General features: G+C 43.1%; 12 protein-coding genes and 1 pseudogene. All 13 read right to left on the bottom strand.

Translation table 11 applies throughout. The features are described 5' to 3' along the window. Positions 1-162: 162 nt before the first annotated feature. Positions 163-264: pseudogene (locus GC098_RS41190) on the bottom strand (aromatic amino acid lyase); the annotation flags it as partial. A gap of 136 nt (positions 265-400) precedes the next feature. Further along, entirely contained in the window at positions 401-1594 is a 1194-nt protein-coding gene (locus tag GC098_RS13865) for an AraC family transcriptional regulator (protein ID WP_171643739.1), read from the bottom strand. Positions 1595-1602: 8 nt separating this feature from the next. Then, positions 1603-3066, bottom strand: a complete 1464-nt coding sequence (locus GC098_RS13870) for an amino acid permease (RefSeq protein ID WP_171643740.1) — start codon at positions 3064-3066, stop codon at positions 1603-1605. Positions 3067-3155: 89 nt separating this feature from the next. Then, entirely contained in the window at positions 3156-3632 is a 477-nt protein-coding gene (hutP, locus tag GC098_RS13875; protein ID WP_171643741.1) for a histidine utilization transcription antiterminator HutP, read from the bottom strand. A gap of 244 nt (positions 3633-3876) precedes the next feature. After that, positions 3877-5430, bottom strand: coding sequence for a histidine ammonia-lyase (gene hutH, locus GC098_RS13880; protein ID WP_171643742.1), 1554 nt, complete (start codon positions 5428-5430; stop codon positions 3877-3879). A 256-nt stretch (positions 5431-5686) separates the two neighbouring features. Beyond that, positions 5687-7312 carry an ABC transporter substrate-binding protein gene (locus GC098_RS13885; RefSeq protein ID WP_171643743.1) on the bottom strand — a complete coding sequence of 542 codons (1626 nt, stop codon included), beginning with the start codon at positions 7310-7312 and terminating at the stop codon, positions 5687-5689. 42 nt (positions 7313-7354) lie between these two features. After that, positions 7355-8230 (bottom strand): oligopeptide ABC transporter permease, encoded by an 876-nt coding sequence (gene opp4C / locus GC098_RS13890; protein WP_246358606.1) that lies wholly within the window; start codon positions 8228-8230, stop codon positions 7355-7357. A gap of 73 nt (positions 8231-8303) precedes the next feature. After that, positions 8304-9242, bottom strand: a complete 939-nt coding sequence (locus GC098_RS13895) for an ABC transporter permease (protein WP_376773877.1) — start codon at positions 9240-9242, stop codon at positions 8304-8306. A gap of 25 nt (positions 9243-9267) precedes the next feature. Then, positions 9268-10257 carry an ABC transporter ATP-binding protein gene (locus tag GC098_RS13900; RefSeq protein ID WP_171643746.1) on the bottom strand — a complete coding sequence of 330 codons (990 nt, stop codon included), beginning with the start codon at positions 10255-10257 and terminating at the stop codon, positions 9268-9270. Next, positions 10211-11248, bottom strand: coding sequence for an ABC transporter ATP-binding protein (locus tag GC098_RS13905; RefSeq protein WP_171643789.1), 1038 nt, complete (start codon positions 11246-11248; stop codon positions 10211-10213). Before GC098_RS13905 ends, GC098_RS13900 begins: the two co-directional genes overlap by 47 nt. Before the next feature lie 66 nt (positions 11249-11314). Continuing rightward, entirely contained in the window at positions 11315-12799 is a 1485-nt protein-coding gene (locus tag GC098_RS13910) for a sodium:solute symporter family protein (RefSeq protein ID WP_171643747.1), read from the bottom strand. Between the two features lie 8 nt (positions 12800-12807). Continuing rightward, entirely contained in the window at positions 12808-12996 is a 189-nt protein-coding gene (locus GC098_RS13915) for a DUF3311 domain-containing protein (RefSeq protein ID WP_171643748.1), read from the bottom strand. Positions 12997-13000: 4 nt separating this feature from the next. Further along, a complete protein-coding gene (locus tag GC098_RS13920; RefSeq protein WP_171643749.1) occupies positions 13001-14173 on the bottom strand; it encodes a M20 family metallopeptidase in 1173 nt (390 codons plus the stop codon). Between the last annotated feature and the right edge of the window lie 152 nt (positions 14174-14325).

Raw genomic sequence — 14325 nt, forward strand, 5'->3', positions numbered from 1 at the left:
ATTGCTTTACTTCATCGGCAGTATCCTTGTCCCGAAGATGCCATATAGCTACATGTAATGCTTGAAAAGCAAAGAATCCAGCCCAATAACGGGTTGGATTTTCTGTATTATATGAACGTTACCACTGAGAGGAAAAGCGATAGACTGAAGGCCTGCAGCGCAGACACTAGCTGGATGAGCTAAAGATTTATTTTCGAACACCACCGAAGCGGCAGCATATTGGGTAATCATAAACCCAGATTGAAGACCGCCATGTTTCGTCAAATTCGAGCTCATCAATTGGCTGCTGTAGCTGCATTACGGCACAAAATTAAGGTTCCGCTCAGATTGGACAGCCTTGTAAAAACGTAACAAAGCCAACCCACGAAAGGGTTGGCTTTGCTGCTTGCGAACCTTGCTTCTAGCTTTGCGCTGCTGTTCGGTAGTCCGTTGGACTGCAGCCCATCACCATTCTGAATTTTCTTGCAAAGTAATTCGCATCATGAATACCGACATGGGCCGCAATCTCTCGAACGGAAAGCTCCGTTTTCTCCAAGAAATACGCCGACTTTTCAATCCGTACTTTGTTTAAGAAATCAACGAAACTTAAACCCGTTTCCTTTTTGAATAAATGAGCAAAATAATAGGTGCTCAGGTAACAATGCTGCGCAATTTCCGTTAACAACATTTTTTCCTGATGATGCTCATTAATATAGACGATGGCCGACCTGATGACTGGAGATACCTCCAATGCATGATCATCCACTAACTGCCTTGCAAGCTTCCTCCAATAAGAGCTCAACTTTTCAACAAATTTATCATAACGAATGGTGTTGTATAAGTTTTGGAGCATTCTCGCAATGTCCGATAGGATTTCCGAAGCGTTCCCTACTAAATCGACAACCATCCTCGATAGCGATAAGATCAGATCGTAGGAATCCGATTTGAATCTGTCCACATTATGCTTATACACCCCGGCAAGCCGTTCCAACAATACGGCCAAATAGGCTATCGACCCGTCTTCATCGCCGATCCGGACACGTGAAAGCAGCTCGATTTTTTCCTCTTGAGAAACCGTCTCGGTCCGTTCCTCTTGAATGTTTCTTTTCTGTTCGTATTGAAAAATCATCCGGTTGCCTTGAAAAAAACGGTCGATTAGTGATTCCTTGGCTTCGCCGTAGGAGAGGTGCAGCTTATAAGGATCGTCATAATAAGTGCCAATTCCTGCCGAGACGGAAAACCCCTTCCTATCCACCTGATTCTGCAATTTTTTAACCATCCGGATCATGACTTGTTTATTGGAGGAATCCGGCTGCCCGCCTGAGCTTACTTCCAGGAGTACGGCTAATACCCCTTCCCCCACCCATACCCACAAAAAAGGTGCAGCAAAGCTCTCATAGATCGCTTCAACCAGCTGCTGTCCGATCTCGATACTCCACGGCAAAGACATATTCATAGCCAAATCGGTGTATCGGTCGATTGAGAGAACTATGACCAATTGAGGGCGTGATTCGATGCCCAACCTCTCGCGCATGTCATCGAAATCCGCTTCATGGGTTAGCGTTCCGGAAATAAGAAGTTGAGAAAAAGCAACTTGGGCCGTATCCAATTTCATAGTTGAAATCACCCTGCATTTCCGCTGGCACTCGCGGGTTCAGAAACTCCCTCTCCGTTTTTTTGTTCCGATTGGCCAACCGTTTGCTCATATTTCGAGCGATAAAACAGATGGTAAACGCCATAACATATTATGGTAAAAGGGATTCCGTAGTAAAGAGCGATTTTTTGTTCTTTATCGAACGCCAAACCGACTAATGCAACCAGACACATGATGATGGCAAGAATAGGCACAAGCGGGAATAGCTTTACTTTATATTTTAAATCTTCCACGCGGTTCCCTTCGGCCATATAGCGACGACGGAATAAATATTGAGACAAGGCAACCCCCATCCAAACGAGAATTCCGGCGAATCCGGAAATCCCACTCAGCCACAAAAATACGGTGTCCGGGGCTACGATACTTGAAATCAAGGCAACAGACGCAACGATGGCGCTTACGATCAGAGCCCTAAATGGTACGCCATTAGAAGTCAACTTACTCAGGTAAGGGCTGGCCATATTACTCTTCGACAGTGACCACAGCATACGGGAGGATGCATATAAACCGGAGTTGCTTGCCGAGAGAAGCGCTGTCAAAATGACAAAATTCATGATATCCGCCGCAAATGGAATTCCCATTTTATCAAAAACAAGCACAAATGGACTATCCGTAAGGCCGGCTTCGTTCCAAGGGATTAAGGAGCTTAAGATAAATACCGACGCTACGAATAAAAATAAGATCCTCCATATCGTATTTCGTGTCGCCTTCGGAATCTCTTTTTCAGGATTTTCACTTTCGCCTGCAGCAATGCCGATCAATTCCGTTCCTTGATAACTGAAATTAACGGCTACCATAGTCATGAATACCGGAATGAAGCCGTGTGGAAATAATCCTCCATCGTGGGTGAAGCCTGATCGAATCGGAGCCGAACTGAGGCCTTCGAAAGGAATGATTCCCGTGATCGCGGCAATTCCTAGTAAAACGAACAAAGCAATCGTGATGACTTTAATGCTTGAAAACCAGAACTCGGATTCGGCAAAGAGGCTCGCCGAGATGGCATTCAACAGGAACATGAATGCAATGATTAGTGCGATCCAGGCCCAAGGCGGGACATCAGGGAACCATCGGTTCATTAACATTCCGGCACCGACCCATTCCGAAGCGACGGCTACAATCCAGTTGATCCAATACAACCAGCCTATTGTAAATCCGGTTGCTGGACCTATAAACTTCGTTGCATATACTTGAAAGGAGCCCGTCACCGGCATAATAACAGCCAATTCAGCTAGACAGAGCATGACTAGATACATTAAAAGTCCGCCGGACAAATATGACAGAATCACACCGCCGGGTCCTGCTTGATTGATCAAATACCCCGTACTTACAAATAAGCCGGTTCCGATAGCACCTCCTAACGAAATCATATACATATGCCTGCTTTTCATGGAACGTTTCAGCTGGTCGTTGTTTTCCTTTATTACGCTTGCCATATGAAGTACACCCCGTTTTCAAATATTTTAGTATGGAAAGCGCTTACAGTTCCTTTGAAAAAAGAGTATTCCGTCAAATTCTATAATTTTTAAATATGATTGTACCCAAACCCTAACACATCGTGTTCGAAGCCTTTTTTCGGAGCGCCAATTGTTCCGTAAATGCAGACACTTAACCATTCTTCGGAATATCCTGATATTTCGACCGTTCCTCTTGTAATGCAAAATGTTAATCCGACTGTGCGTAGAATATCCCCGAATTGGACTGTCCCTCTCCCAATCCCCTGAATTGCTTCAAGGATGGCATGATATAGCGAATGAACTTCCCGATAAGAGTTCGGATCGATAACCTTGTTCGATTTGGCGCTAGTTTCAATCGCCGTCACGACTTTTACCAAATCCATTGCGCCAACCTTTCCAATCGTATACCGGTATCCTCTTCTCTTCATTTCATTCTCAATATCTGCACCCGCTTCTTCATTGTGCAGCATGACCAAGAGCGAAGTTAGCTTTCCCATCGTATAATTACTGCAGTTGAAAAATTTTTTTTCATTCAGGTTACTCATTGAGATCATCCTTTCTACTGTGAAGCCTCCAAAAAAAACAAAAAACTTAGCATGGAAGGATGGTACTTCCTTCATGCCAAGCTCATTCTATAGACTATAGGCTAAATAGAGCACTAGATTACTTGTCTTGATTATACCAGAGTGCATCTTTCTGTCAATATCAATACTTTCTATATTTAAAACGGACCGTTTAAAGCATAAGGAAAGGCAAAAAACGGTCCTTTGCAAGCTTGAAAACACCAAGTTATTGAATTTTCACTACCTCCGACATGCTCAAAGCTACATCGGTTTGCTTCATCCAATCCGCTATTTTTTGAAAATCAGGTGAAAGCACACGGTCCGCATCAACGGCCGGGACAAGCTTACGGCATTGGTCGTAGAGCCATTTGGTTCCATGTCCCAGCAGCTGTGGATCGCGGAAATCAGCCGCTTGTGCCCCGCACAACAGCTCAATGGCGAGAACGCTGTAAGCATTCTCCACGATTTGTTTCGCTTTCCTTGCAGCAATGGTTCCCATGCTCACATGATCCTCCTGATTCCCCGAAGACGGAATGGAATCCACGCTTGCAGGATGAGCTATCGACTTATTCTCGGAAACGACTGCCGCGGCTGCATATTGTGCGATCATAAAACCGGACTCAAGACCTCCATTTTTCGTTAAGAAAGGCGGAAGGTTCTCATTTAAGTGAGGATTGACTAGTCTTTCTATCCGCCGTTCAGAAATATTGGCCAGTTCTGATGCGCTGATGGACAGATGATCCATCGGCAGGGCAATGGGCTGCCCGTGAAAATTCCCGCCCGAAATCACTCGCTCCTCATCCACAAAAATTAAAGGATTATCTGTAGCTGAATTGATCTCAATTTCAAGCTTTTCGGCAATATAAGCCAGCGCATCGCGGCTTGCCCCGTGAACCTGCGGCGCGCAGCGCAAAGAATATGCATCCTGCACCCTTCGTTCCCCCTGGTTCGTCATTAACTTGCTCCCGGAGGTTAACTGTCTTATATTTTCAGCAGATTGGCTTTGCCCTTTATGCGGACGAATGATATGCGTTAAAGAATCAAATGCGTCCCGGACACCGAACAACGCTTCACACGTCAATGCAACCGTGCAATCGGCCCAGTTCGCCAGATTCATGGCATCCCGGCAGGCCAATGTGCCTACAGCCGTCATGACTTGCGTACCGTTAATAAGGGCTAATCCCTCTTTCGCCTCCAAGGTTACTGGAACAAGCCCGGCAAGATTCATAGCCTGGCCGCCCGACAACCGATTGCCGCGATAATAAGCTTCTCCTTCTCCGACGAGCACGAGCGCCAAATGAGAAAGCGGAGCCAGATCCCCGCTTGCGCCGAGCGAACCTTTTTCCGGAATGACAGGCGTCACCCCTTGATTCAGCATACCAACCATCAATTGGACGACCTCCGGACGAATACCGGAGTAGCCGAGCGCGAGTGCATTGACGCGCAGAAGCATAATCGCTCTTACAATTTCGATCGAGAACGGCGTACCGATCCCGCAGGCGTGACTTCGAATGAGATTCAATTGAAGGGTTTTGACGTCATCTCCGGAAATATAGGTGTCGCTAAATTTTCCGAAGCCTGTTGTCAAGCCGTACACCACTTTTTTCTCGCTCAACAATTTTTCCACATAGGCTCTGCTCTTCGCCATTTTGCGAATGCTCTCTTCTTGCAACTCAACCTTGGCGTTGAAGCGCGCAACCTGAACGACCTGCTCGATCGTTAATGCCCCTCCGCCAACTAATACCACGTTTTGATCTTTCATCTGTTCTGTTATTAACATATCCGCACCCGCTTTACTAGTAGTATAGGTAGCGGCTTCTAATGACTATACGCTAAAGGCCGATTCTTCTATCGTTGAAATCCTTGCCACAAACTCGTTTCTTTCCCAAAAAAAACAAAAAAGAATGCACTTAGATAAGGAATCAATTCTTCCCTCATTCAAAGCTGCATTCTATTCACTAATAACTATATAGAGCTTAGTAAATATGTTACACCTTTGAAAGAGTATAGTCAATAACCATTTCAACCTATTCTGATTACTTATTAACATCCCACTCGTGTACGTTAATAAGCATTCCGATTTGCTTCGGTTCACCTACAATTACTTTTTTTGATACAGCTGCGAATGGGACTTGCGCATAAATGGACGTACCAGGCCTGTCTCTTTCGAGTACTTCTTGGATCTTATCGTAAATCACTTCTCGTTTGGAAGGATCCGTCTCCTTCATTCCTTGATCAATTAAAGCATCCATTTCTTTATTGCTGTAAGCTGAAAAATTATTTACGCCGCCCGTTTTGAATTCAGCACTAACGTCTGGATCTACGGTAGTAAATGATCCGAGCATCAATAAATCAAAATCGTGCTTGATTGCTTTCCCAACGACAGTCGAGATATCAAATTTTTCGATTTTTGCCTTAATCCCCACAGCTTTAAGGTTTTCAGCGAAAATATCAGCCGTTTGTTCTCTGACTTTATTTCCTGTAGGAACGACCATCGTTAAGGTTTTACTTGCATCCCAATTCGCTTCTTTCAACAACTGCTTAGCTTTCTCCGGATCGTAAGGAGTAATCTGCAAATTTTTATTAAAGTAAGGGTGTGCTGGTGTATAAGGACCGTCAATGACTTGCCCGAAACCTTTCAATAAGCTATCTACTATCGTTTTGCGATTTATTGCATAAACAATCGCTTGCCGTAATTTAGCATCATTTATCGTCAGTGTATTCATAATAAAAATTTGTGTATCTAACGATACGCCTGATTTGACAGTAATATTTTCCAACGTTTTCACTTTATCGTAATCTACTGCGTCTATGTTGCCGATTCCAGGGAAGTTCATATCAATTTCACCGCTTTGAAGCTGTGCAACCAGATTCGCAGAAGGCATTATTTTAAAGAAAAGACTCTTAACTTTAGGAGCACCCTTAAAGTAGTCTGCATTAGCTTCTAACTCCACATATTGATCCTTAGCATACTTAACTAGCTTAAAAGGTCCATTCACAACGTTAGGCTTTTGCATAAACGGGTTCGTTTCAATGCTTTTCGGGTCCGCGTCTTTCAATACATGCAGTGGAAGAGTCTTAATATTTTGAGCGACTTTCTCTTTAAATAAGTTTGCATCTACCGGATTAGCCGTTTTAAATTCGAGCGTTTGAGCATCCACTTTTTTAACGCTTTTAAGCTCGGTTGTTCCTTTAGGTAATTTCCCACCGCTATCAAAGCCATCTAGAATCGAAAAACCGTAGCTATTCTCTGAAATAACATCCGGGTTAGCGATCAGCTTTACGGTAAAAAGAACATCATCTGCCGTAACCGGCTGACCGTCTGTCCACTTCGCATTAGGCTGCAGCTTCACGGTAAAGGTTTGATTGTCTTTCGTATCAATGGTCTGTGCAAGCATGGGTACGAAATTCATTTTATCGTCGGCCTGTACCAAAGGCTGAAACAAGACATCCGTAATTGCGACTGAAGCATGGTCAACTGCATTAATAGGGTTAAAACTACCAGGCGCATTCGTAATTCCAACAATGATCTTTTTAGAGTTTGAGGCAGATTTATCTGATGATTGAGATGTATCCACTTTTGTCGTTGTATTATTCGAACAAGCAGCCAGCAATGTAACGATGAATAAAGTAATACATGACAATATACCTATTTTTTTCATGTTAGGACCCCTCCAATAAAATTTAAGTTCGACCCTGATATCTTATTTCATGCTTTTTGGATCCAAAGCATCCCGAAGGCCATCGCCCACAAAATTAATAGCCAAAACGGCAAGGACGATCATGAAGCCAGAAGGAAGCCACAGCCATGGCTGTTCAGTCAGAACCGTAATGGATTGCGCCTCCGTGAGCATATTTCCCCAGCTTGCCGTCGGCGGCTGAATGCCTAAACCCAAGAAGCTTAAGGAAGCTTCGGTAATAATGGCTCCAGCAATTCCAAATGTAGCATTAACAATAATGGGTGATAGGCAATTTGGAATAATATGACCAAACAAAATTCGCCAAGAATTAATTCCGAGGGCTACATTGGCCTGAATGTAATCCATCTGTTTCAACGACAATACACTTCCCCGTACGAGCCGAGCGACCCCCGTCCAAGCAAATAAGGCGAGAATCAAAATAATTGAAAACATACTTGGACCGATAATACTCACAAGCACCAGCATCACCATTAATGACGGGAACGACATAAAGATATCCGTCATGCGCATAAAAACCATATCCATCCAGCCACCAAAATATCCGGAAACGGCACCAACAATCGTACCAATTGATACATAAATGGCTACCGAACCAACACCTACAAGAAGTGAAACTCTGGAAGCATAAATGAGTCTGCTGAGAACGTCTCTCCCAACCGCATCTGTTCCCAACCAATGTTCTGCGGAAGGTGCCGATTGGAGTGTACTTGATACCACATAAGGATCGTACGGTGCCAGGATAGGAGCAAAAATGGCGATGAATATCAATAGGATGAAAAAAATGAGTCCCGCCACCGCAAGCCGATGCTTAAGAAAACGACTAACGATTTGCCCAAAGTAACTGCGTTCCGTCTCATTTCTCTCGGTTAATTTATCCAAGGACCAGTTCTTCTTTTCTTTCTCGCTGCTTATACTCAAATCAGCACTTGACAATGTCTGTCCATCCTCCTTTCTATTCATATTTAATTCGGGGATCTGCGGCTGAGTAAAGTAAATCCGTTAATAGATTCGAAGCGAGCACAACAATGGCAATCATGAAGTTAATGCCCATAATAACGGGGTAATCTCTGGACATGATGGACTGAATCGTTAACTGCCCAATACCCGGCCATTGAAAAATTTGCTCCGTAATTGCAGCACCGCCCAGCAAATTGGGAACTTCCAATCCAACAACCGTTATGATCGGTATTAGAGCATTGCGAAAAGCGTGCTTGCTCGTAACAACAAATTCTCCTAATCCTTTGGCGCGCGCTGTTCTCAAATAATCTTGCCCTAATATATCGAGCACACTTGATCGAACGTATCTCACTTTTCTACCTGCAATCGCAACTGCCAATACCAATGCGGGCAAAGTCATATGTTTTATGAGATCGCCAGCACCACCATCTCCGCCAAGTGAAGACATCCCCCCTGTTGGTAATATCTTTAGTACAAGCGCAAATATATAAATGAAAGCTAATCCAAGAAAAAAGGGGGGGATCGAAATTCCTAAAAAAGAAACGCCAGTGGATAGATGGTCTAAGGCTGTATTTTGTTTCAACGCACTGCAAATTCCGATTGGGATGGCAATAACTAAACCAATCAGAAGAGCAGACCCCATTAAAAGCAGGGTTGGTCCCATTCTGTCACCGATCATTTGTCCAACAGGCTCAAAGGTCTTTATCGAGTACCCCAGATTGCCTTGAAATAGCTGATTCAGCCATTTGACATACTGCATCCATATAGGATCTAATAGGCCCATCTTTAACTTCATGGCTTCTAAATTTTCCGGTGACGAACTCGGATTTATCATCATATCAACTGGATTTCCCGGAGCAAGTTTAACAATCATAAAATTAATAATCGTAATTCCGAATAAAACGGGGACTGCAATAAGAATCCTTCTGATCATGTAAGTAAACAAAATGTTTCACCCTCTATTCCTTTGAAAAAAAGCAGGCCACACTGTGGTCGATTCCTAGCAATTCCGGCTCTTGCTCTCGGCAAATCTGCCCAGCTAATGGACACCGTGTATGAAATCGGCAACCACTAGGTGGATTAACCGGACTCGGAACATCTCCTTCTACGAGGATTCTTTCCTTTGAACGCATCCTCGGGTTCGGAACCGGATAAGCTTGTAATAGTACTTGTGTGTATGGATGCTTTGGATTTTTGAATATCTCTTCTTTACTCGCCAACTCGACAATCTTACCTAAATACATCACAGCGATTCGATCGCTAATATATTTAACAGCACCTAAACCGTGACCGATAAACAAGTAGGTAAGATCCAGTTCCTTTTGCAAATCTTTCAGCAAATTTAATATTTGCGATTGAATAGACACATCTAATGCAGACACCGGTTCGTCGCAAACGATTAATTTAGGATTCAGCGATAATGCTCGTGCAATACCAATGCGTTGACGCTGACCGCCGGAAAATTCATGCGGATATCGATTTTTATATGATTTGGGCAACCCAACCATTTCGATCAGCTGATCCACTCGCTTTTGAACGTCTTCACCATGAACAATATGATGAACTTTTAACGGTTCACTCAGTATTTCTTTGATTCGCTTTCGCGGATTTAAAGAAGAATAGGGATCCTGAAAAATCATTTGCATTTTGGGACGAATACTCTTCATTTGCGTTTGAGAGTAAGCTGATATATTCTCTCCCTGAAAAAAAACGTTGCCGTCTGATGGGTTTTCCAACCGAATTAATGTTCTTCCGATTGTCGATTTACCGCACCCCGATTCTCCGACCAGCCCCAATGTCTCACCTGCGAAAATATGAAAGCTGACGCCATCTACCGCTTTAACGTGTCCGACCGTTCTCGAGATAATTCCTTTCTTTATGGGGTAATACGTTTTGAGTCCTTCAACTTGTAATAACGGTGCTTGTTGTGTTTTTTCCTGCATATTCATTAGGCACATCCTCCCCCTTTTCGATGTCCGCTTCACTCAACCAACAACGAACGGCGTGACCCTCCCCTAATTGAAAGAGAGGAGGACTTTGCAAACATTTTTCCGTGGCATAGGGGCACCTTGATTGAAACCTACAGCCTTGCGGCATATGAAGAAGTGACGGTACCGCCCCTGGAATTGAAACAAGTCTTTCATCCGACTCGCATACCAAATGAGGAATTGATTTCATCAACCCTATGGTGTAGGGATGCTTAGGATTTTCAAACAGCGTAAAAACATCAGCTTCTTCTACAACTTGCCCTGCGTACATGACCATGACTGTATCTGCCATTTCCGCCACAACACCTAAATCATGTGTAATAAGCATCATCGCCGTCCGGTACTCATCACGCAGCTTTTTCATTAATTCGAGAATTTGTGCTTGTATCGTTACATCTAAAGCGGTTGTCGGTTCATCAGCGATAATCAACTTAGGTTTACAGCTTAACGCCATGGCAATCATCACTCTTTGACGCATTCCTCCTGATAAAGCATGGGGGTATTCTTTCATAATCGCTTCAGCGCGAGGAATACCGACACTTTTTAACATTCCCACCGCATACGCTTTAGCATCTGAGGATTCCATGCGCAAATGATGTTGAAGACCTTCTATTAACTGATTCCCAATTGTAAATACCGGGTTTAAAGCGGTCATGGGCTCTTGGAATATCATGGATATCTCGCGTCCTCTTATCTTCCTCATATCGCTTTCCGATAATTGAACAAGATTTTTCCCATTTAATAGAATCTTTCCTTTTTTAATGCTTCCGTTTTTGCCTAACAATCGCATGACGGATAGAGAGGTAACGCTTTTACCGCAGCCCGATTCGCCCACGATAGCAATTGTCTCTCCAGGCCTTAATTGAAAGCTAACCTCGTCAACGGAAACGACTTCGCCTTGCTCCGTACGAAATGAAGTTTGCAGTCCGCATACTTCCAGTAAATTATCCATCATATCACCACAATTTTTAATAGTAGACAGCGCTTACATTTTGACCTTGCATGAGAACCTTGTGCTCTACTCCTTTGTCTCCAAAACATCGGAGTCCGAATGAATATGAGTCATTTTTTTTGTCATTAAACTAACAATCACTAAGATTATGAGATTAAAAAATAAAGCGATAATTCCGTCGTTTAAGTCTTTCATTGCTTGGGGAAGATACGGAAATAGCCTGCCAATATTCATGTTCCCTAAGTCCATAAAAGAAACTAACGCTCCTCCCGTTATTATTCCGGCAAATGCTCCCTGTTTGGTCACAAAATTCTTTTTCATCAAACTGGCAAAAAAGGCAGGAGCGAGTTGCGTGATAAAATTGTAAGCAATGATAGCGATACTAAAAAGGCTGCTTCCGCCTTTAAAGGTCAAGTAAATCGCTACGAGAGAAACAAGGGGAACCAGGTACTTTACCAGTTTGGCAATCTGATAGTCCGTTGCCGATGGAGTGAATACGCGATATACATTTTTAGCAAACAATGTTGATATTGTCATCAATAGCAAAGAACTTGGTACTAAAGCGGCCAACACACCAGTTCCGCCAATTAGGCCTACAAACCATGGATCAAAATCCTGTTTAGCAAATTGCAGCAAAATAAGATCGGCTTCTTTTCCTTTTAACTCCGGCGTCTGTAAGACAGCTGCAAATCCGACAAAAAAGGCAAACAACAAAATCAATTGATACATCGGCATTAGAATGGCATTTTTACGCAGAGCCTTTTCGCTGGAGGCAGCAAAGATGGGAGAAAACCCGTGCGGCCACATATAAAATCCAATGGAGCTTAAGATAATGGTCGATATATACCACGATACGCTCATTCCTTGTTCCGGAAGTACAGCAAAGTTCGGTTTTGCTTGGTCAATAGCCTCAAACATATTTTGAAAACCACCGTAATAATGGATAGGAAAATAAATACCTAAAAATACGACAATGCCAAGTATCAGAATATCCTTCAAAACAGATGTCAGGGCAGAACCGTGAATACCAGAAATGATTACAAAAATGGTTACACCCATCGCTCCCACCCATATGGCGGCAGTAGATGAGATGGCTCCATAGGATGTCGCAGTCACGATATATCCTAAACCTTTGAATTGCAGTACCAAGTAGCAAGTACAGGCTACAATACCAATAGCGGCAACAAGCACGCCAAGATATGGACTTTGATATTTTTTCACAAAAAAATCCGACTGGGAAACTAATTGGTGTTTCTTTGCATACCTCCAAATAGCAGGAAAAACCCAGTAGGAGATTACCGTGGCTAGACAGCCATAGGTTACGATACTAAAAATGGAACCTCCATCCCTGTAAGCTGAGCCGCTTGCACCCAAAAAAGTGAAGGTCGTATACATTTCACCTGCAGATAAAAGAAAAATGAACAGGGTTCCCATTCCTCGGCCCCCAACCGACCACTGTTCCAAGTTCATTTCTTTCCCCTTTTTTGCCCAAATACCAATTGCAACAGAAACGATGAAAAAAGACAGGATGAAAAACACAGCGATATTCATTATCAATTTCACTTCCGATTCGCAGGATCTAGTTGATATATCATCCACAGAATACCTGTGGTTAAAAAAGACCATAATACAATCCAAAAATGAAAGAACGGCATTCCAAGAACATAGGGAGTCACTTTATTTGTAAACAAGGCTCCAACAACAAAGCCAAGAAACGGAATCATTCCAAGCCAATATATGGCTTTCATGCCCTTATCCCCCTAGATGTAATATTTTCAATGTTCCGTTCACCAATAACTTCACCCCGTATTGTAAAGCCTCTTCGTCGAACGTAAACTTGGGGTGATGGTGAGGATAAATAATCCCTTTTTCTTTATTACCGGCGCCTATTGCAACATAAGATCCTGGGACTACTTTTTGGTAAGCAGAGAAATCTTCACTTGCCATGGTCGGCTTTACGAACTCTCGACTTTCTTCGCCAAATAGTTCGCAGACCATTTCGTCCATAAATCGTGTTACAACTTCATCATTAATAGTTGGAGCATAACCGAACCTATAATCCAATTCATAAGTGGCTCCATGTGCTTCTGTAATCCCTTTTACAATGCGTTCTATAAAGGTTGGAATCTTTTCCCGCAATTCCGGGTTAAAGCTTCGAACGGACCCTCCTATAGTTGCCGTATTTGGAATAACGTTAATCGTGCTTCCCGCATGGAATTGGGTCACTGAAATCACAAGAGTTTCCTGAGCATCAAGGTACCTCGAAACAATATGTTGGATATTGGTTACGACCTGAGTCCCTATCGCAATGGGATCAATGGTTAGGTCTGGTTGTGAGGCATGCCCCCCATTACCCACAATTGTCATTTTAAAAGTATCTGCTCCAGCCATCATCGGACCGTAACTCAAACCAATTTTCCCTAAAGGTAGCGTCGACATCAGATGGGCACCGATGATCATATCTACCCCATCAAGTACACCGGCTTTAACCATCTCTTGGGCACCACCAGGCGGAAGTTCCTCTGCATGTTGAAATAAAAAGCGCACTTCTCCCTTAATTTGATGCTTTTGCTGTGCAAGTATCTTTGCCACGCCAAGCAGTATCGCGGTATGGCCATCATGACCGCAAGCATGCATGACACCTTTATTTTGCGACACAAAGTCAAAATCGTTCTCTTCTTCAATTGGAAGCGCATCCATATCCGCTCGAAGTGCAAGCACCTTCCCAGGCTGCTGACCTATCAAACGAGCCATAACACTCGTTTTTGTCGGACATGAGATTTCCAAATCACCAAAACTTTGCAGCGTTTCATAAACAAATTGGGCCGTTTTTTCTTCATGAAAGGACAGCTCAGGATACTTATGCAAATATCTTCGCCATCCAATCACTTCCTCTTCTATAGCAACAGTTAAATCATGATTCATTGTCATTTGAGACACCCATTTTCAACTCCTTTTTTTAACCTTACTTAATATTATTTAATTTAGGTAGTATTAAGGAATTAATTCCTTAAATAAAGTATAGTGTTTCGTAAGTATAATTTCAATATATTTTTGAAATTAAAAAAAGCACCCAT

The sequence above is a fragment of the Paenibacillus phytorum genome, assembly GCF_013141715.1.
Lineage (GTDB): Bacteria > Bacillota > Bacilli > Paenibacillales > NBRC-103111 > Paenibacillus_E > Paenibacillus_E phytorum.